Origin of the sequence: Sulfurimonas sp. NWX367 (assembly GCF_039667065.1) — a bacterium.
Lineage (GTDB): Bacteria > Campylobacterota > Campylobacteria > Campylobacterales > Sulfurimonadaceae > Sulfurimonas > Sulfurimonas hydrogeniphila.
In genome coordinates this window covers 226,735-245,552 of sequence record NZ_JALCZM010000003.1, presented here as the reverse complement: position 1 = coordinate 245,552, position 18,818 = coordinate 226,735, and the positions used below count along the sequence as shown (strand labels likewise).

Below are 18,818 nucleotides of genomic sequence, written 5' to 3'. Positions count from 1 at the left end.
ATAATTTTGCAATTATAGAGCAACTATTATTTATAATTGATTTGCAAAAGATAAAAAAAATAATTTAAAAGATAATTTAAGGAAAAAAATTGAAAAAATTAGTTTTAGCAACATCAAATAAAGGCAAAGTCAGAGAAATAAAAGCACTCTGTAAAGAGTATGAAGTGATACCCTATACGGAACTAATTGATGCCTTTGAAATAATAGAAGATGCCAATACATTTAAAGAAAATGCACTGATTAAAGCAAGAGCGGTTTATAAGGCTTTGGATGATGAAAATGTTGTTGTGATGGCTGATGACAGCGGAATCAGTGTAGATGTGCTTGAGGGTGCACCGGGGATTTACAGTGCCAGATACGGCGGTGAGGATGCAGATGACAAAGAGAATTTAAAAAAATTAATGCAGGATATTGGGGCAAAAGGTGTGATGAGTTCTCCTGCGCATTATACGGCGGCGATTGCTATTGTGACAAAAGGGATTGAAAAAACGGTGCATGGCTGGATGTATGGAACGGCATTGACGGAGGCAAAAGGCGAGGGTGGTTTTGGATACGACCCGATGTTTATACCTCTTGGTTACGATAAAACACTCGGTGAATTGGATGAGGAGGTGAAAAAAGAACTTTCTCACCGTTCTCGTGCTTTACGCCTAGCGGGCAAAATCTTAAAAAGTTTATAAAAACTTACGACTCGCCAGGTAGAATGTTTTTTCTAGTTTATGTAGTAATGAATGTAAGTGGTTATTATATCTGCTAATTCTTTGCATGATATCTCCTTGTACATTAAAATGTCTCGCAAGAAAGATAAAGCAAAGAGTGTTCCATTAGTTAAATAGTGTTAAGAGTATCACACCAAAGAGAATTCTGTAAACACCAAAGGCGACAAAGGTAAATTTTTCCAAAAACTTTAAAAAGAGTTTGATTGTCAGATAGGCAACAACAAAAGCAACGACAAAGCCGAGTGCCAAAGCTTCAATATTCGCGGATGAAAACTCATGGTAATGTTTGAGTAAATCATACCCACTGACGGCACTCATTACGGGAAAAGCGAGTAAGAAACTAAACTCTGCACTGGCTTTTCTGTCTAAACCGACTAATAAAGCTCCGATTATAGTCGCTCCCGCACGTGAAGTTCCGGGAATGAGAGCAAAAATTTGAGCAATTCCTATCCAGAGTGATTGTTTGAGCGTTACATCTTCAACATTTGTTATGAGCTCTTTTTCTTTGGGTATATAAAATTTTTCAACCAATAAAAAGATAAATCCGCCTATAATGAACATAATTGCAACGATAGTAATGCTAAAAAGTTCTTTGATTTGATGTGAGAAGACAAAACCGACGGCACCGATAGGCAAAAAAGCAAGAAAAACTTTTGTCCATAAATCAATATGCTTGAGAGTAAATTTTTCTCTATAGTTGAGTACAACGGCTAAAATGGCAGCAAATTGAATAATGACTTCATAGGCTTTTGTGACATTTGTCTGGTCTATGCCCAAAAATTGACTTGCCACAATCAGGTGTCCGGTAGAAGAGATAGGCAGAAATTCGGTAAAACCTTCAATAATACCCAATATAACGGAATCGAAAAGTGTCATACAAAACCTTTTTTAAAAATTTAAACTTATTTCGATATAATACGAGGTTTTATTTTTAAACAACCTAAAACTCACAGGAAATTACATATGTTACTTTTTACACCCGGTCCTACACCAGTACCGCAAAATGTTAGAAATGCCATGGCTGATGAGACAATGCACCATCGTACCCCTGAATTTGAAGCTATTTTTGAAAAAACACGAAAACATCTTTTTGAACTTTTTGCTACTGATGAAGTTGTTATGATTGCATCAAGCGGAACAGGCGCTATGGAAGCAACAGTAGTCAACCTGTGTAAAAATACACTTTTAAGTGTCAATTCAGGAAAATTCGGCGAGCGTTTTGGAAAAATTGCCAAAGCACACGGACTCAAAAATATTGAGATAAAAAATGAGTGGGACACACCTGTCAGTGTTGAAGATGTTGTTGCCGTTGTAAAATCCAACAGCGACATTGATGCTGTGGCTGTGCAGATTTCTGAGAGTGCGGGCGGACTGAGACATCCCGTGGAAGAGATAGCAGAGGCGCTCAAGGCAATCAATCCGGATATTATGATTATTGCGGACGGGATTACCGCTGTCGGTGTTGAACGTATAGATGTGACAAATATTGATGCGTTGATTGCAGGCAGTCAAAAAGCACTTATGCTGCCTCCGGGACTTGCCATTATCGGACTCAGCAATGCCGCGATAGATAAAATCGGCGAGGGCAAAGGATACTATTTTAACCTTGCGTCCGAAATCAAAAAACAGCGCCAGAACACGACAGCCTATACTGCTGCTACGACACTTGTTATCGGTCTTTTGGAAGTTTTAGAGACAATAAAAAAAGAGGGTGGTTTCGGTGTGCTGTATTGCAATACAGCCAGACGTGCCAAAGCGACAAGAGCGGCACTCGAAGCGATAGGTTTGCACTCTTACCCCAAAGTGCCTGCTCAAAGTATGACAACCATTGATGACAAAGATGCGGCAAAAATCCGCTCCGCTTTAAAAGAGGAGTACGGGGTAAATGTAGCCGGCGGACAAGACCATTTAAAAGGTAAAATATTCCGTATAAACCAGATGGGCTTGATTGCACCGCATGAATCTCTCTGGGTTGTCAATGCGATAGAATTGATCTTGCACCGTTTGGGACGTTTGGAGTATGCGGGCATTGCTTCAAAAGTTTATAATGAGGTTTATTTTAAAACCGCATTAGAAAAAAAAGAGATATAAATGATACTTGAACATGAAATACCCAATGGTTCAAAGCTTTATTTTGGCAAATCCGCCAAGATAAAACGCCAGATAGAAAAAACTGCAAGTGATATTCTTGATGCAAATGGCTACGAAGAGATAGTAACTCCTGTGTTTTCCTACCATCAGCATCAAAGTATTGCAGATCAAAGAGAGCTGATTCGTATAAATGATGAAAAGAACAATGCGCTTTCTTTACGTGCAGACTCGACAATAGATGTTGTACGCATTATAAAAAAAAGACTCGGAAGCAATACGAAACAGAAAAAGTGGTTTTATATCCAGCCTGTGTTTACCTACCCGACAAACGAACAGTATCAGGTCGGTGTGGAATTTATGGGGGAGAAAAAACTCTCTTGTGTGGCAACACTGGCAATAGAGATTTTTGAACACTTACATGTAAAGCCTCTGATGCAGATTTCCAATATTAAGATACCCGAGTTGCTGGTTGCAATGTTTGATGAACTGACTATAGATGATTTCAGACATATCAATATTGACAAGTTTTTGAATCTCAAAGTCGAATGGCTGAGCGAACTTGTTTATCTGCAGTATGTGGAACAGATAGATGATGTGCTTCACAAGGTACCCGAAGCAATCAAAAAAGAACTGTTGAAGATGAAAGAACTGTGCGCGGAAATTGCCTGTGAAAATGCTGTTTTGGCACCAATGTATTATGCAAAAATGCTTTATTATGATGAGCTGTTTTTCAGATGCATAGTAGGCAATGAAGTCTATGCACGGGGCGGAAGATATAAAGATTCAGATTTAACATCTGTAGGGTTTGCAATTTATACAGATACTTTGTGTGAAGCATTAGAGCAATAGAAAAAGAGGAAAAGAAAATATGTATACAAATAAAGCAGATGTGATTGTCGGAATCCAGTGGGGAGACGAAGGCAAAGGCAAGATTGTTGATAAACTTGCAATGGAATATGATATGGTTTGTCGCTCCCAGGGCGGGCACAATGCGGGACATACGATTTGGGTGGACGGAGTCAAATATGCACTGCATCTCATTCCTTCGGGTGTTTTGAATCCAAAAGCTGTCAATGTAGTGGGTAACGGTGTTGTTCTCTCTCCTGTTTCTATTATCAAAGAGATGGAGCAGTTTGAAAATCTTGAGGGACGTCTTTATATTTCAGATAAAGCGCATCTCAATCTTGCATACCATGCAGAGATTGACCAGGCAAAAGAGAAGCTCAAAGGCGATAAAGCAATTGGAACGACAGGAAAAGGGATAGGACCTGCCTACTCTGACAAAATCAACCGCATCGGACATCGTGTGGGCGAACTACTGAATCCTGAGAAGTTGTGTCAGACTATTTTGGACTATTTTGCGCTTAACAAGCCTATTTTTGATGTTATGGATCTGCATGCACCGAAAAAAGAGGAACTTTTGGCAGAGCTTAAAGGCTATAAAGAAAAGTTGGCACCTTATATTACGGATACAACACAGATGGTATGGCGGGCTCTGGACAGTGAAGGCAAACGTGTTTTGCTTGAGGGTGCCCAGGGAACGATGCTTGATATCGACCACGGAACCTATCCGTATGTGACTTCTTCTTCAACGGTGAGTGCAGGAGCCTGTACCGGTCTTGGACTCAATGCAAAAGATATCGGTAAAGTGACAGGGATAGTCAAAGCCTACTGTACCCGTGTGGGTAACGGGCCTTTTCCGAGTGAAGACCTCGGTGAAGCCGGTAGACGTCTTGGTGAACAAGGGAATGAGTTTGGAACGACTACAGGCCGGGCAAGACGCTGTGGCTGGTTTGATGCGGTTGCAACCCGTTATGCAAGCCGTCTGAACGGATGTGACGAACTTGCACTGATGAAACTTGATGTTCTTGACGGTTTTGATGAGGTAAAAGTATGTGTTGCCTATGAATATAAGGGCAAGACTATAGATTATGTACCGATTGATCTGGAAAATGTCAAACCGGTTTACAAAACTTTTAAAGGCTGGGACAATTCAGTGGGCGTGAGAACTTTTGAAGAGTTGCCGGCATCTGCGCAGGATTATGTGAAACTTATTGAAGAGATAAGTAAAACAAAAGTCGGTATAATTTCTACATCACCGGAAAGAGAAGATACAATAATTTTATAAGGATACGCCGTGAAAACACGTTTTACCTCTTTGGTACATGTAAAGAAAAACATTATGCAAAAGAGTGAACGTGTTTTGCAAGAGGCAAATACAAACCTGCAAAAAGCAAAAAAAGCGCTGGAAGACTCTCTGGCGTTTTTGCAGGAAATTTCTCTCCCCTCACATGGAAAAATAGCAGAATTTATGGCAGGAAGGGCACTTTTGGATGCACAAAGAGCCGTGATACAGCATAATCAGGAATGGTTGCAATATGCAAAAAACGAAGTAGAAGAGGCAAAAGAGGCATTGAAAAAAAACATGACAGAGTATGAAAAGTATAAATATTTAGAATATGAAGAGATAAAAAAAGCACTCAAAAAAATAAAAATCAAAGAGGCAAAAGATTTGGATGAAATTGCGCTAATGACCTATACAAACAAAAGCAAGGAAGCCTCTTGAGATATCTTTTACTTACAGCATTTCTCTGCTCTTCACTTTTTTCGATACAAAACAGTGACAAACTTTTTGAATGCACACAAATATTTAACGAAAGAAAAAATGAACTTTTGGTTGAACTTGAACGTATAGATGAGCAAAAACAGGCATTAAATGCCTTGAAAACGGCTACTGAAGAGTTATTGAAACAAAAAGAGGCAAAACTTTCTTTGAAAGAAGAGGAAGTGAATGCCAAACTGGAGCAGATCAGCGAAAAAGAGAAGAAAATAAAAGCAATGCTTGAAAAAGATGCGCAAATTCTCAAAGAGCTGAAATCGACAAAGATGAATAAAATATCGCAAACATTTGCAAAAATGAAAGCAGGGGCTGCGGCAAATGTACTCTCGGACATGGACGAAATAGAAGCAGTGGCTATTTTGCAGTCTCTCAAACCAAAAGTAGTAGGAAAAATATTAACCAAGATGGATCCAAAAAAAGCATCAAAGTTAACGCAACTATTAGCTAAATAATTGTAAAATACTTAAATTTAATTTATAAGCAGGCTGAATCTATGAAAATATCTCTTAAAACTATTCCCCATATCGCAAATAAAATTGCTGTTGATTTAAACAAAAGCGGTGCTGTTACAATGACAAAAGGGCTTGAAAATGTCGCACTTGAGGCACAGAAAGTATTGGAAGAGAATGTCAAGCAGGAGATGGCTCTTGAGAAAAAAGTAGATGAGATCTGTATGGACAATGAAGAAGAGATTGAGTTTATGCTTGCAGACGAGAGACAGCTTTTCTTTATGATTAAGAAAAAACTGGCTCCCGAATACGGGGTGATTTTAGATTATGAGGAGCGGTACTCAGATATATCGCACAAAATTCTTGATGAACTTTATGAAGAAGATTTGATTCATTTTGAAGTAACGGAAAATCGTATTAAAAATATTATTTACAATGCCATTACTTCTTTTATTGCGGATGCGTCGGAAATTGAAGATGCCGTAATGGACAAAATTCGTTCGTACAAGAGAAAATTTATTCCCGGAACAGATGAGTTTGACATCTTGCATGAAAAACTTTACAGGGAAGAATTAATGAAAAAAGGAATGGAGTAAGCGTATGAGTTATTCATTGAAAAAAGCCTGGATATATTTGGAGAACGGTACTTTTTTGGAAGCAAACAGTTTTGGTGCAGACAAAACAGAGGTCGGCGAAATCGTTTTTAATACCTCAATGAGCGGCTATCAGGAGATAATGAGTGATCCCTCGTATGCCGGACAGTTTGTTACTTTTACAATGCCGGAGATCGGAAATGTCGGTGTGAATGAGCAGGATATGGAGAGCGCCAAGGCGCATGCCAAGGGAATGATAGTGCGAAAATACCAGGGGCGTTATTCAAATTTTCGTGCACAAAACTCCTTGCATGATTTTTTGATTGAGAACAGTGTGATGGGTATTTGTGATATTGACACACGCTATCTGACAAAAATGCTCAGAAGCGAAGGTTCCATGATGATGGTTGCTTCAACACAAATAAGCGACAAAGAAGAGCTGAAACAGATTCTCCAAAACGCTCCCCGCATTGAAGATGTAAACTATATAGAACAGGTCAGCACAAAAGAGCCGTATCAGCATACTTCAAGCACTTTTTCATACAGAGCATTCAAGTATGACGAAGCACCAAAAGCAGAAGCAAAAATCGTTGTCATTGACTTTGGTGTCAAGCGTAATATTTTAAATGAACTTGTGAGTGCAGGCATCGAGGCAGAAGTCATCCCAAATGATTTTATAGCCGAAGACCTGATAGAAAAATATCATGCAAAATTAATTGACGGCGTCTTTTTGTCAAACGGTCCCGGAGATCCTCTGGTGCTTAAACGCGAACAGGAGCAGATTAAAAAGCTTATAGATGCAAAAGTGCCGATGTTCGGAATATGTCTGGGGCATCAACTGCTCTCAATTGCTCACGGATATGATACTTTTAAATTAAAGTTCGGACATCACGGCGGCAACCATCCTGTCAAAAACGAAAAAACCGGACTGGTTGAGATTACAGCACAAAATCATAACTATAACGTTCCGGACACTATTACAGAGATTGCAGAGGTGACACATACAAATCTTTTTGACGGAACCATTGAAGGCTTACGTTATCATGAAGCGCCTGTATTTTCAGTCCAGCATCACCCGGAAGCTTCCCCCGGTCCCAAAGAGAGCCGCTATATATTCAGTGAGTTTTTATCTTTGATAAGAAGATAAAACTCTCTCTTTTCTCGTAATTTTCTTATAGCAAACACATAATTCCTAATTAATTGCTTCCTTTTAGAATGATATTAAAAAAAGTGTCATTTTTATGTCACTTTTAAGATAGATTAAACAAATCTATTGTTAATATACAAATGTTGATTAGTCTTTTGAGTGTATTTATACATTTAAAAGACTTAATTGCTTTGAATCTTAAGGAGGCTATATATGGAGAATCGTCCATTAGAGTACGACTATACGGTTGCAAAGATGTTCATGTTGACAACAATTGTTTTAGGAATTGTTGGCATGACCATCGGTGTATTTATTGCATTTGAACTTGCATTCCCGGGATTGAATACAATCTTTGGTGCTGGTTTGGCTGAATATACAAACTTTAGTCGTCTTCGTCCATTGCACACAGACAGTGTTGCATTTGGTTTTACAGTAAGTGGTATTTTTGCTACTTGGTTTTATGTTGGTCAGAGGGTACTGAAAGTATCTATGGCAGAATCAAAATTTTTGATGTTTATCGGTAAACTTCAATTTTGGTTATATGTTATCGGTGTTGCAGCAGCAGTTGTAACGCTTTTTATGGGCTATACATCTTCAAAAGAGTATGCAGAATTTGAATGGCCTATTGACATTGCCATTGTTGTTGTATGGGTACTGTGGGGTGTAAGTATTTTTGGTCTTATCGGTATTCGCCGTGAGAAAAGTTTATATATCTCTGTATGGTATTATATTGCTACATTCTTAGGTGTGGCTATGTTGTATCTTTTTAACAATATGGAAATACCTACAATGCTGGCAACTTCTGCTGCAGGTGAGACAAACATTGGTGATTGGTTCCATTCAATTTCAATGTATGCAGGTACAAATGATGCGCTTGTACAGTGGTGGTATGGACACAATGCGGTTGCATTTGTATTTACAGTGCCTATTATTGCTATGATTTACTACTTTTTACCAAAAGAGTCCGGACAGGCGATTTATTCATACAAATTGTCTTTACTATCATTTTGGGGTTTAATGTTTGTTTATCTTTGGGCAGGTGGTCACCACCTTCTTTATTCAACTGTTCCTGACTGGATGCAAACTATGGGTTCTATCTTCTCAGTAGTCTTGATTTTACCGTCTTGGGGTTCAGCGATCAATATGCTTTTGACAATGAAGGGTGAATGGCAACAGGTTGCAGCATCTCCATTGATTAAGTTTATGGTTCTTGCTTCAACTTTCTATATGTTCTCTACACTAGAAGGTCCTATCCAGGCGATTAAATCTGTTAATGCTATTGCACACTTTACTGACTGGATTGTCGGTCACGTACATGACGGTACTCTTGGTTGGGTCGGATTTATGATTATTGCTGCGCTTTACCATATGGCTCCGCGTGTATTCAAACGTGAACTGTATTCTAAAAGTCTTATGGCTGCACAATTCTGGATTCAAACTTTAGGTATCGTTCTTTACTTTACTTCTATGTGGATTGCAGGTATTACACAGGGTATGATGTGGCGTGCTCACGATGAGTTTGGAAACCTGGCATATTCATTTATGGATACTGTTGATGTATTGCATCCATACTACGCACTTCGCGGTACAGGTGGATTGTTATATCTTATCGGTTTCTTTATGTTTGCTTATAATATTTACAAAACTATGTCGTCTCGTCCTGTGGAAGAGTCTGAATTACAAAATGCTTCGCCTATGGGCGCTTAAGAAAGGGAGGATTATATTATGTTTCATTGGTTAGAAAAACACCCGTTCTTTTTTGCGGTAGGTGTATTTGTAGTAATTGCTTTTGCAGGTTTGATTGAAATCGTTCCAAACTTTGCACAGGCTTCTCGTCCTGTTATCGGAACTAAACCGATAAGTCTGTTAGAACAGGCCGGTCGTGATGTTTATATCAAAAACAGCTGTAATGCCTGTCATTCACAGCTGATTCGTCCGTTTAAAGCGGAGACTGACCGTTACGGTCACTACTCTTTAAGTGGAGAGTATGCGTATGACAGACCATTCCTTTGGGGTTCAAAAAGAACAGGTCCGGATTTACATAGAGTAGGAAATTACAGAACAACGGAGTGGCATGAAAACCACATGAAAGATCCAAAGTCTGTAATGCCTTCAAGTATTATGCCTGGTTATCCGTGGATGTTTGCAAATACTGCAGACATAGATACTGCGTATGCAACACAATTGACAAATGCTCAGTTCTTTGGTGTACCGTATAACAAGCCTGTTCCTATGAAAGACGGCTCAACTACAGTAGTTAAAATGGCAGATTCTGTTGCTCAAGCACATGCTATGGCACTGGAAGAAGCGAAAAAAATTACAGCGAAAATGAAAGATCAAGACGTTAAAGATGCAGTGGCACGTGGTGAAATACCTGAAATAGTTGCATTAATTGCATATTTAAACAGTCTTAAATAGCAAAGGTGTATATAGTGGACTTTAATGAATTTGCAGCGTATGCGTACTTCTTTTTAATAGTATTTTTGGTTGTCGGGACATACTCTTATGTTTATCATCTTTATACAAAAAAGAAAGATGCTACCGGAGTTGATTATGAACACTATAGTAATATGGCACTGAAGGATGATATAGGGGATACTCCGGTAAAACCTGTATCAAAGACAGAAGAAAAATAGGAGAGATATATGAATAAGCTTTATCTTTGGGGAATTATCATAACTGTTGCAATGTTGGCTGCAACATATGTAACAGTTGGATACCAAAAAGGCGGTCTCAATGATGATATCGTCAATATGCTTGCTATTGCAGGGGCTGTGGCACTTGTAATAATTACAGTATTTGTGGTTATCAAGTATGTTCGTCAGATGCAGGTTGATCAGGCAACTGGTGAATTGGCAGATGAGTCATGGGACAACATAGGTGAATATAAAAACCCGGTACCTTTTGGTTGGGCAATTATGTTTTTAGGTACAATGATTTGGGGTATGTGGTATTTTACAATCGGGTATCCAGTAAATGCATTTTCTCAAATCGGTCAGTACAATGAAGAAGTTGCAGAAAAAAATGCTGAATTTGAAAAACAATATGCAAACATCAAAGGCGAGCAACTTGTAAATATGGGTGAATCAGTTTACCTTGTTGAGTGTGTTGCTTGTCACGGTCTCAATGCTGACGGCAATAATGAAGTTGATGCGGCAGATTTAAACCGCAGAATATCTGCTAAAAGTGTGAAGTATGTTATCAATCACGGTTCAAACAACAAACTTTTAGGAACAGAGATGCCGATGCCTGATAGAAACGGTCTTTTCAATGCAGCAACCGGTGCATTGATTACAGACAAAGAGATTGATGAAGTGGCTGATTATGTTGCAGGCGGATTAAAAGATGCAAACAGTGCAGGTGCGGCAGTATTTGCTAATGTATGTGCTGCATGTCACGGTCCTGACGGAAAAGGCATGGCATACGTTGCTCCGGATATTGCAACTTGGAATCAACAACTGATCATCAATGTTCTTGATAACGGTAAAACAGGGGCTATTGGTAAAATGCCAGCAATGGACAGACTGAACCCTAAACAAAAAGAAGCTATTGCAGCATATGTGATGAGCTTAAGTAAAGGAGAGTAGCATGAATGAAAATAGAAGTGTTTTTGCTCTTGACGGTGTAACGGGTATGCTGATTGCAACTGTTTTACTACTTAGCATATTGGCTTTTTTAAGTGTCAATGCTGTAAGTGTACAACATGCTCAAGCTGAAAACTTTTATAAGATAAAAGATGAAAAATCAATTAAGATGTTTAGTACTGAAAATGCTAAGCATGTTGTTGATGTGAAGTAAGGAGTTTAGAATGGAAAAAATTATTTCTTGGGGCCTTGTAATTATGGCTGCATATACTCTTTGGGCTGTTGTAACTCCAAATCATCTTTATGTTGGTTAGGAAGTTTATTTGAAACTTTTAAGAAGAGGGCTTTATGCCCTCACCCTCATACTGTTATTTCAAACACATTTATTTGCAGAGTATTTATATAAAGATGAAGTGATACACAACCCAAAATTCACGGAAGAGGTGGAAACCTTAGGGAGTACGCTTTATAAGAAAACAGGGATTTCTTTACGCCTGATGATGCTTAAAGAACTGCCAAAGAATATGACGATGTACGAATATGAAAAAAAAATATTATCGCAGTTTCAGGAACCGACAATATTGTTGACATTCTCTGAAATGAATTCGCAGGTAGATATAGAAGCAAATGATCAGTCTTTATATAAATATTTTGACAAAAAACAGGTACTGAGTCCGGTTACATCCTATGTACAGGCTTTTATGATGGCAGCCTTTTATGCAAAAAGCTGGGATGACTTTGTCAGCATTATGAGCAATACCGGAGGGACTATTTTGCCTCTTTTAGGCGGAAAAGCAAAAAAAGGAATGGTCGCAGACAAATATTCTGCGGCAATGTTTAACGGTTACCTGGATATAGCGCAGCAGATAGCAAAAGCCAAGGGTGTCAAGTTGGGACATGGATTTGACAGTGATGCAAATCAAACGTCTTTGTTTTATGTAAGAGTATTATTCTATGGTTTTATTTTATATGGTATAGTTATGCTTTTTAAAAGAAAAATTTATAAAATGAGGCATAAAAATGAGCATTATAAAAAGTGGTAGACTCTGGCCTTATGCAATAGGGCTGGCAATTACAGGTGTTTTTGGCTTATGCGTATGGACAATTATAGAAACAAGCAAGGCTGACATACAGCCGAGTGATGATTATATGACAAAATACCAGGATGCAGATGCAAATGCAAACAAACTTATCAAACAGAGAATAGCTTTTGACAAAGCATATAAACTGAAATTTGTTTCAGACAGAATTTCAGAAAATGGTTCGGATGTAAAGTATGCCCTCACTACAAAAGAGGGCAAAGCGGTCAAAGGCGCAAAAATGATTTTGGAAATCAGCCGTCCTGAAGTTGACACCTACACAAAAACGCTCAAAGATCCTGTGTTTGAAGAGGGTCTTTATGTATTTCATGATGTGAAATTTCCAAAAAAAGGTGTTTGGAATCTGTTGTTAAAAGTAGATGTCGGTGACAAGAGCAGATTTTATGCTATCAAAACAGATACCCGCATCATAAACGACAGAAGCATCCAGGAAGCTTCGCAGTACTAAATATGGAAGAGACAACCATAGTCCTTCCGACTGCCCGTGCTATTCGTCACGAGCAGCTTGCTGCACAAGAACAGACACTCTTTTTACCCAACTACATTACTATGAGCGATTTTATCGCCAGACTCACGCTTGTAAAAGGCTATAAATTTATAGATGATGAGAGCAGAATACTGCTTTTGCTTGAAGCATCAGATTTTAAAGGCTTTGCAAACCTTCAGATCGAGCGGAATTTTTTTACCTTTACCAAAAATTCTTCGTATATCTTTAAATTTTACGAAGAACTGAGTGCAGAACTTTATGATATCAATCTACTCAGCAGTGCCGATGTCTATGCCGAGTATGAAGAGCATATTGTCATTTTGCAAGAACTTTACAAACGTTATGAAAAACTGTGCAATGAAAAAAAACTGCTTGACAGAATATTTTTGCCAAAGCTTTACGAATTTAACGAAGCGTATGCAAAAACACATCAAAATGTGACGATTTATTTAGACGGGCATCTGACAAACTTTGAGCTTGAACTGTTGCAAAAGGCAAAGTCGTTTATGTCTATAAAACTCCGTTTCTGGGCGACGCGCTTTAATGAAAAGATGCAAAACAAACTGGGCGAACTCGGGTTTGAACTGGAAGCCGGATTTATATATGAACTTGACTTTAACAACATAAAAACGCTCACAAAAGAAAAAATACCTACAGATTACAAGCTTACATGTAACAGTTTCAGCGAATCTCTTTTGCAGGTTGCCTTTGTACAGCAGAAAATCTATGAATTTGTACAAAAAGGATATAATCCCCAAAACATTGCTGTCATTTTGCCCAATGAAACCGCAGCACCGATACTTAAAAGCTTTGATGAAAAGTGCAATCTGAACTTTGCAATGGGGGAGTCTTTTCGTCACTCCGGAGTTTATAAAAAAATCGAAGCAACATTAAATGCGATAGAACAGGACTCAAAAGAGAATGAGGCACGTATACAAAGAGTGGGAGATGAGCTTTTTTTGCTCTTGCACGGACTCTACTATAAAAAAGTTTCAGAGATTGATTTTATACAAAATATGCAGGAAGTGGCTGCTTTTTTTACCAATAGACAGGAGAAGAAAATATTGAACGAGGAGTTGCATAAAATAGAAAAACTTTTGCCTTTTATGCAGGATATGAGTGTAAAATCACTCTTGAATATTTTTATGCAGCGTCTGGCTTTGAGAACTGTGGATGATGTCCGTGGGGGCAAAGTGACGGTAATGGGAGTACTTGAGACAAGAAGTGTGCATTTTGATGCAGTAATTATTATAGATTTTGATGACAAAAATGTTCCAAAACGCAGTGATAAAGATATGTTTTTAAATACACAGATACGAAAAGCTGCCTCTTTGCCAACGATGGGAGACAGGGAAAGCCTGCAGAAACATTACTACCAAATGCTGATTTCACGCTCAAAAGAGGTGGCAATCGCCTATGTCAACTCAAGTGAGAGCAGCGGTTCAAGGTTTTTAAAACAACTCGGCATTACACAAAAAAATGAGCACAGAGAACTGGACTACGCTGAAATTCTCTTTCAAAAAAGAGAGGCAGGTTTTCAAAAAGAAGAAGAGATAATAGAGGAGTACAGTTTTAAAAATGTAGCGCTCTCTGCCAGCAGGCTCAAAACCTTCCTTACATGTAAGCGTAAATATTACTATAAATATATCCAACATATAAAAAACCATGAAATACCAAAAGATATGCCTCAGGAGTATGAAATAGGCAATGTCGTGCACAGTGCATTAAAAGCAGTCTATGAAAAGCAGAATTTTTATACGGATACCGAAAAGCTCAAAAAAGATATCAACAAAGCTCTGGATGATTTTTGCGGAGAGAGTGAGCTTGACAAGTATCTCGTTGAAATGCAAAAAAAACGTCTGGAGGCTTTTGCGGAGGCTGAAATAGAGCGGTTTAAAAAAGGCTGGAAAGTATTCAAAACAGAAGAACTTTTAGAAACGAATTTTGCAGGCATGAAAATTGTCGGTCAGATAGACAGAATAGATAAAAAAGAAAATCTTATCGAGGTGCTTGACTATAAAACAGGTACCTACATGCTTTACAATAAAAACAACTACACAGAGGCAACGGACTTTCAGCTTGAATTTTACGCTCTTTTGGCCGGCGGTTTTGGAAATGTTGAGCGTTGCGGTTTTTATGATTTGAAAGAGTCTCAAATCATCCCGGAAGCATTTTTGCAAGAAAAAACAGAAATATTAAAATCTCATATCAAAGATCTTCTTTCCATAGAGTCCGTCAACTTTGAAAAATGTGAAGAGACAAAGCCCTGCCAGTTTTGTGAATATGCCATCATGTGTAATAGAGATTAATTGTAAGTATAATGCAAAATATTATTTATGAATACAGTAAAATTGAAAATAAAGGTCTGAAAAGCCATATCATCAACACGCCTAAACTATATAAATATTTTAAACTTGATTGGAATGTTTTATAATCACGACAGTATTGTGGGATATTGAATTTTGGGGCATTATACATTTGTAAAAGAGTATTTTTATGCCGATGAAAAAAGTGCAGATGAAATAACGGAAGAGGTCTTGAGAGAAAATAATGGCTAAGTTTGTTATTTACAGAAATGCTATAATACACTTAAGAAAGCAAAAAAGAGGTATATTATTATGACAAAACGTGATGTACTTAATTATTTAAAAGAGCATTACCCCGAGTTCCATAAACAATATGCGGTTGAAAAAATTGGATTGTTCGGAAGTTATGCAAGAGATGAAGCAACACCGCAGAGTGATATAGATATTTTTGTAAAAATGAGACCTAATATGTTTGATATGATTGCAATAAAAGAGCAGATAGAAGAAGATTTGCATATAAAAGTGGATATTGTGCGTGAACATAAAAATATGAAACCTTTTTTCCTGGAAATGATTCAAAAAGATTTGATTTATGCTTAATGATAAACAAAGAATGATTTTATCCACACTTGATGATATACGAATATCATTAGAACTCATTATTCAAAGATGCCAAAAAATAAATTCGAGTGATGATTTTTTAGAAAACGATGAGGGACTTTTAAAACTTGATAGTATCTCAATGCGACTAATTGCTATTGGAGAGGGTTTTAAAAATATTGATAAATTGTCTGAGGGAAAAATATTGCCTCAGTATCCAAATATTCCGTGGAGACAGGTAAAGGGAGTGCGAGATGTTTTATCTCATCACTATTTTGATTTGGATGCGGAGGTAATATTTGAAATTTGTCAAAATGATATACACAATCTTTTAGAAGCAACTGTTGAAATAATAAAAGATCTTCATGTCTAAGTTTAAAAATAATCTTGCCTACGAAGCGAGTGCGGGGAGCGGGAAGACTTTTATGCTTGTTGTGCGCTATCTTTCTCTACTTTTTAAAGGTGCGGAGCCTGCGAAGGTTTTGGCTCTTACTTTTACAAATAAAGCGGCTGCCGAGATGAGTGAGCGGATTGTCGAGACACTGCAGGCATTGGAATCACGTATGGAATTGCATGAAATTGCCAAAGAGTGTGGGATGTCTGACAAAGAGATTTTGGCAAAACGGTCGCAGATTTTGGCCGAGTTTTTAAATGCACATACGAAGATTATGACGATAGACAGCTTTTTCGCTCAGATTTTGAGAAAATTTTCTCTGTATGCCTCTTTGATGCCCGATTTCTCAACGGCGAATGCCCAGCATGAAGTCAAACTGATGTCTCGTTTTTTAAAAGAAGTCAGTGTTGCCAACAAACGCAAGACACTTATCAATCTCTCTTTGGAATCAAACAAACGTGTCAGTGACATTTTTGCGCTGCTGGATGATTTTTATCTTAAAAAAGAGGAACTTTCTCATCTGAAGTTTCAAAAAAAATCGATACAGGCGTATGAAGAGGAGGCGATGCAAGGGCTCTCTCTTTTGCAAAATATTGTAAAAAACTGCAAAGAGGCATCGGTGACACTGCAAAAAGCCGTTGTTGCCCAAAATTTTGAAGCACTCAAAGCAAAAACATGGGTCTATAAAGAGAGCCTGAACTACTGGGTCTTTAAAAAATGCTTCAGCCCTGCAATGGATGCGGCTCTGTTGCAAATTCAGCGTGCCGTACAGTCGCATGCAAAGGCAAAAGAGCAGAATTTTTTCTATGCCCTGAATGAACTTGTTGCGCTTTACAAAAAGGCAAAAAAAGCACTCTATGTAGATGAGGGAGAACTCAGTTTTTCTGATGTGACGCTTCTGGTGTATGAGATTTTGCACGGTCTCAATGAGAGCGAATTTCTGTACTTTCGCCTCGATGCAACGATAGAACACATGCTGCTTGATGAATTCCAAGATACCAGCATATTGCAGTATGAGATTTTAAAACCGCTTATCACAGAGATAACTTCGGGTGCGGGTGTCTGCAGCGAGGGAAGTTTTTTCTTTGTGGGGGATGTTAAACAGTCTATTTACCGTTTTAGGGGAGGTGTGTCGGCTCTTTTTGGGGAGGTGGCAAAAGAACACCACACCGAGGTGAAGAAACTTTTGACAAACTACCGTTCGCAAAAAGAGGTTATAGAGTTTGTCAACAGAGTCTTTGCGGATAAAATAAAAAACTACACTCCTCAGCTTGTTCGCAAAGAGGCACAGGGCGGTTTTGTCGAAGTGATTGCAGATGAGGAACTTTTGGATGCACTGGTTGAGCAGGTAAAGCGCTTGATAGATCTTGGCGCAGATGTGAATGACATTGCCGTTTTATGTGCGACCAACAGTGACGGACAGGTCATTAAAAACGTACTTGATGAACAAAATATAGAGGTTGTGACTGAGACAACCACAAAGCTTATCAACCAAAGAAGTGTCAAGGCTGTTTTGGAGTATTTGAAATATCTCTATTTCAGAGAAGAGATTTACAGACAGAACTTTTTTGCTTTGATAAATCAGGAGGTCAGGGCTGTTGCCACTGTAGATTTTAACAGTGTCAAGCTTGTAGATGTTGTGAAGAGATGTATAGAAGAGTACAGACTTTTTCAAGATGATTTTCACCTGATTCGCTTTTTGAATGCTGTATCCAAATATGCAGATATTGAAGCGCTTTTGTTTGAGTATGAAAGACTTGATACTTCTGCAGCGGCGGCTGATATCAGTGGAGTGAGGGTTTTAACGGTACATAAATCAAAAGGTCTGGAGTATGAGCATGTGATTGTCATGGACAGACTGAAAAAGGCTCCTGCCCCAAGAGATGCCATTATTTACAATTATGACGGCATCAAACTGCAAAATCTTTATCTGAGAACAAAAAACAGAGAGCTTATTGACCATGACTATGCCTATGCTCTTTCCAAAGAAAAAGAGCTTATACGGGAAGACAGTTTGAATGCCCTGTATGTTGCTTTTACAAGAGCAAGAGAAAACTTGATCATCCTTGCAAAACCAAAAGATTCCATATTTGCATTGCTGGATTTACAACCTCAAAGCTTCGGAGAACTGCGCTCTACATGTAAAGCCAAAAACATACCGCAGGCATATAAAAAACTTTCGTTTGAAAATATCTATTACGGAACACAGAGTGATTTGTTGGCATTAGAAAAACACAATGAAGAAGATTTGCAAGCCATTAATTTTGGAATTGCTTTGCACTATACTCTGGAGATGATGCAGGAGTTTACACAAGAAGCGCTTGCTTGTGCCAAAGATATGATGCTGAACAAATATGGCTTTATGCTCACAGAGTCAGAGATAGATGATATACAGCAGAGAATAGAGCGGCTTGTTGCTGCACCGGAGTTTTTGACTTTGACCCGGGGAGTATGCTATAAAGAAAAGGCTCTGCGCTATAAGAACAATCTGCGTTATCTTGATTTGTTGGTCAAACATGAAAAGGGAGAGTGGAGTGTGATAGACTACAAAAGTGCGATGCATTTTACCGAGGAACATCGCAAGCAGGTTCGATACTATGTAAAAGCAGTGAAAGAGATAACGGGAGATGAAGTGCGTGGCTATATCTGCTATATCTTGGAAGATGCCGTTAAAATAGAGACCGTTTAAACGGGTAGAAGAGGTATTAAAAACAGGTTCTTGTGCAGA

The 18,818-nt window shown here is 38.3% G+C and carries 20 protein-coding genes; 19 read left to right on the top strand and 1 reads right to left on the bottom strand.

Annotated elements, in window-relative coordinates; all coding sequences use genetic code 11:
- Positions 1-89 precede the first annotated feature (89 nt).
- Complete coding sequence (gene rdgB, locus MNY28_RS09935; RefSeq protein ID WP_346389738.1) at positions 90-680, top strand: RdgB/HAM1 family non-canonical purine NTP pyrophosphatase; 591 nt, start codon at positions 90-92, stop codon at positions 678-680.
- 144 nt (positions 681-824) lie between these two features.
- Here the strand turns inward: rdgB and MNY28_RS09930 are convergent, their stop codons facing one another.
- Positions 825-1,595 carry an undecaprenyl-diphosphate phosphatase gene (locus tag MNY28_RS09930; protein ID WP_346389737.1) on the bottom strand — a complete coding sequence of 257 codons (771 nt, stop codon included), beginning with the start codon at positions 1,593-1,595 and terminating at the stop codon, positions 825-827.
- Positions 1,596-1,682: 87 nt separating this feature from the next.
- On the opposite strand from MNY28_RS09930, the gene MNY28_RS09925 reads away from it, so the two are divergent.
- The 18 genes from MNY28_RS09925 to MNY28_RS09840 all read left to right on the top strand — a co-directional run bounded on the left by MNY28_RS09925 (position 1,683) and on the right by MNY28_RS09840 (position 18,779).
- On the top strand, positions 1,683-2,810 hold the full coding sequence (locus tag MNY28_RS09925; protein ID WP_346389736.1) for an aminotransferase class V-fold PLP-dependent enzyme: 1,128 nt from the start codon (positions 1,683-1,685) through the stop codon (positions 2,808-2,810).
- Entirely contained in the window at positions 2,811-3,659 is an 849-nt protein-coding gene (locus MNY28_RS09920) for an ATP phosphoribosyltransferase regulatory subunit (RefSeq protein WP_346389735.1), read from the top strand.
- A 19-nt stretch (positions 3,660-3,678) separates the two neighbouring features.
- Positions 3,679-4,938, top strand: a complete 1,260-nt coding sequence (locus tag MNY28_RS09915; RefSeq protein WP_346389734.1) for an adenylosuccinate synthase — start codon at positions 3,679-3,681, stop codon at positions 4,936-4,938.
- Positions 4,939-4,947: 9 nt separating this feature from the next.
- On the top strand, positions 4,948-5,376 hold the full coding sequence (locus MNY28_RS09910) for a flagellar export protein FliJ (RefSeq protein WP_346389733.1): 429 nt from the start codon (positions 4,948-4,950) through the stop codon (positions 5,374-5,376).
- Positions 5,373-5,882, top strand: a complete 510-nt coding sequence (locus MNY28_RS09905) for a PDP protein (protein WP_151899415.1) — start codon at positions 5,373-5,375, stop codon at positions 5,880-5,882. The genes MNY28_RS09910 and MNY28_RS09905 overlap by 4 nt, the downstream gene beginning before the upstream one ends.
- Positions 5,883-5,923: 41 nt before the next feature.
- Complete coding sequence (locus MNY28_RS09900) at positions 5,924-6,475, top strand: DUF507 family protein (RefSeq protein WP_346389732.1); 552 nt, start codon at positions 5,924-5,926, stop codon at positions 6,473-6,475.
- Between the two features lie 4 nt (positions 6,476-6,479).
- On the top strand, positions 6,480-7,619 hold the full coding sequence (gene carA / locus MNY28_RS09895) for a glutamine-hydrolyzing carbamoyl-phosphate synthase small subunit (RefSeq protein ID WP_346389731.1): 1,140 nt from the start codon (positions 6,480-6,482) through the stop codon (positions 7,617-7,619).
- A gap of 213 nt (positions 7,620-7,832) precedes the next feature.
- The gene (gene ccoN, locus MNY28_RS09890) at positions 7,833-9,326 is read left to right on the top strand and encodes a cytochrome-c oxidase, cbb3-type subunit I (RefSeq protein WP_346389730.1); all 1,494 of its coding nucleotides are present in this window, start codon (positions 7,833-7,835) and stop codon (positions 9,324-9,326) included.
- A gap of 18 nt (positions 9,327-9,344) precedes the next feature.
- Entirely contained in the window at positions 9,345-10,037 is a 693-nt protein-coding gene (gene ccoO / locus MNY28_RS09885) for a cytochrome-c oxidase, cbb3-type subunit II (RefSeq protein WP_346389729.1), read from the top strand.
- A 14-nt stretch (positions 10,038-10,051) separates the two neighbouring features.
- Positions 10,052-10,255: a CcoQ/FixQ family Cbb3-type cytochrome c oxidase assembly chaperone gene (locus MNY28_RS09880; protein ID WP_346389728.1), complete on the top strand. Its 204-nt coding sequence runs from the start codon at positions 10,052-10,054 to the stop codon at positions 10,253-10,255.
- 9 nt (positions 10,256-10,264) lie between these two features.
- Entirely contained in the window at positions 10,265-11,206 is a 942-nt protein-coding gene (locus tag MNY28_RS09875) for a c-type cytochrome (protein WP_346389727.1), read from the top strand.
- Position 11,207: 1 nt separating this feature from the next.
- Positions 11,208-11,417 carry a DUF4006 family protein gene (locus MNY28_RS09870; RefSeq protein ID WP_346389726.1) on the top strand — a complete coding sequence of 70 codons (210 nt, stop codon included), beginning with the start codon at positions 11,208-11,210 and terminating at the stop codon, positions 11,415-11,417.
- A gap of 109 nt (positions 11,418-11,526) precedes the next feature.
- A complete protein-coding gene (locus MNY28_RS09865; protein ID WP_151899422.1) occupies positions 11,527-12,246 on the top strand; it encodes a 3-dehydroquinate dehydratase in 720 nt (239 codons plus the stop codon).
- A complete protein-coding gene (locus MNY28_RS09860; protein WP_151899423.1) occupies positions 12,224-12,751 on the top strand; it encodes a FixH family protein in 528 nt (175 codons plus the stop codon). Before MNY28_RS09865 ends, MNY28_RS09860 begins: the two co-directional genes overlap by 23 nt.
- 2 nt (positions 12,752-12,753) lie before the next feature.
- Positions 12,754-15,099: a PD-(D/E)XK nuclease family protein gene (locus MNY28_RS09855; protein WP_346389725.1), complete on the top strand. Its 2,346-nt coding sequence runs from the start codon at positions 12,754-12,756 to the stop codon at positions 15,097-15,099.
- A gap of 309 nt (positions 15,100-15,408) precedes the next feature.
- Positions 15,409-15,696 (top strand): nucleotidyltransferase domain-containing protein, encoded by a 288-nt coding sequence (locus MNY28_RS09850; RefSeq protein ID WP_151899425.1) that lies wholly within the window; start codon positions 15,409-15,411, stop codon positions 15,694-15,696.
- Complete coding sequence (locus MNY28_RS09845) at positions 15,689-16,069, top strand: HepT-like ribonuclease domain-containing protein (RefSeq protein ID WP_230973290.1); 381 nt, start codon at positions 15,689-15,691, stop codon at positions 16,067-16,069. Before MNY28_RS09850 ends, MNY28_RS09845 begins: the two co-directional genes overlap by 8 nt.
- The gene (locus tag MNY28_RS09840; RefSeq protein ID WP_346389724.1) at positions 16,062-18,779 is read left to right on the top strand and encodes a RecB-like helicase; all 2,718 of its coding nucleotides are present in this window, start codon (positions 16,062-16,064) and stop codon (positions 18,777-18,779) included. The genes MNY28_RS09845 and MNY28_RS09840 overlap by 8 nt, the downstream gene beginning before the upstream one ends.
- Positions 18,780-18,818: the final 39 nt, after the last annotated feature.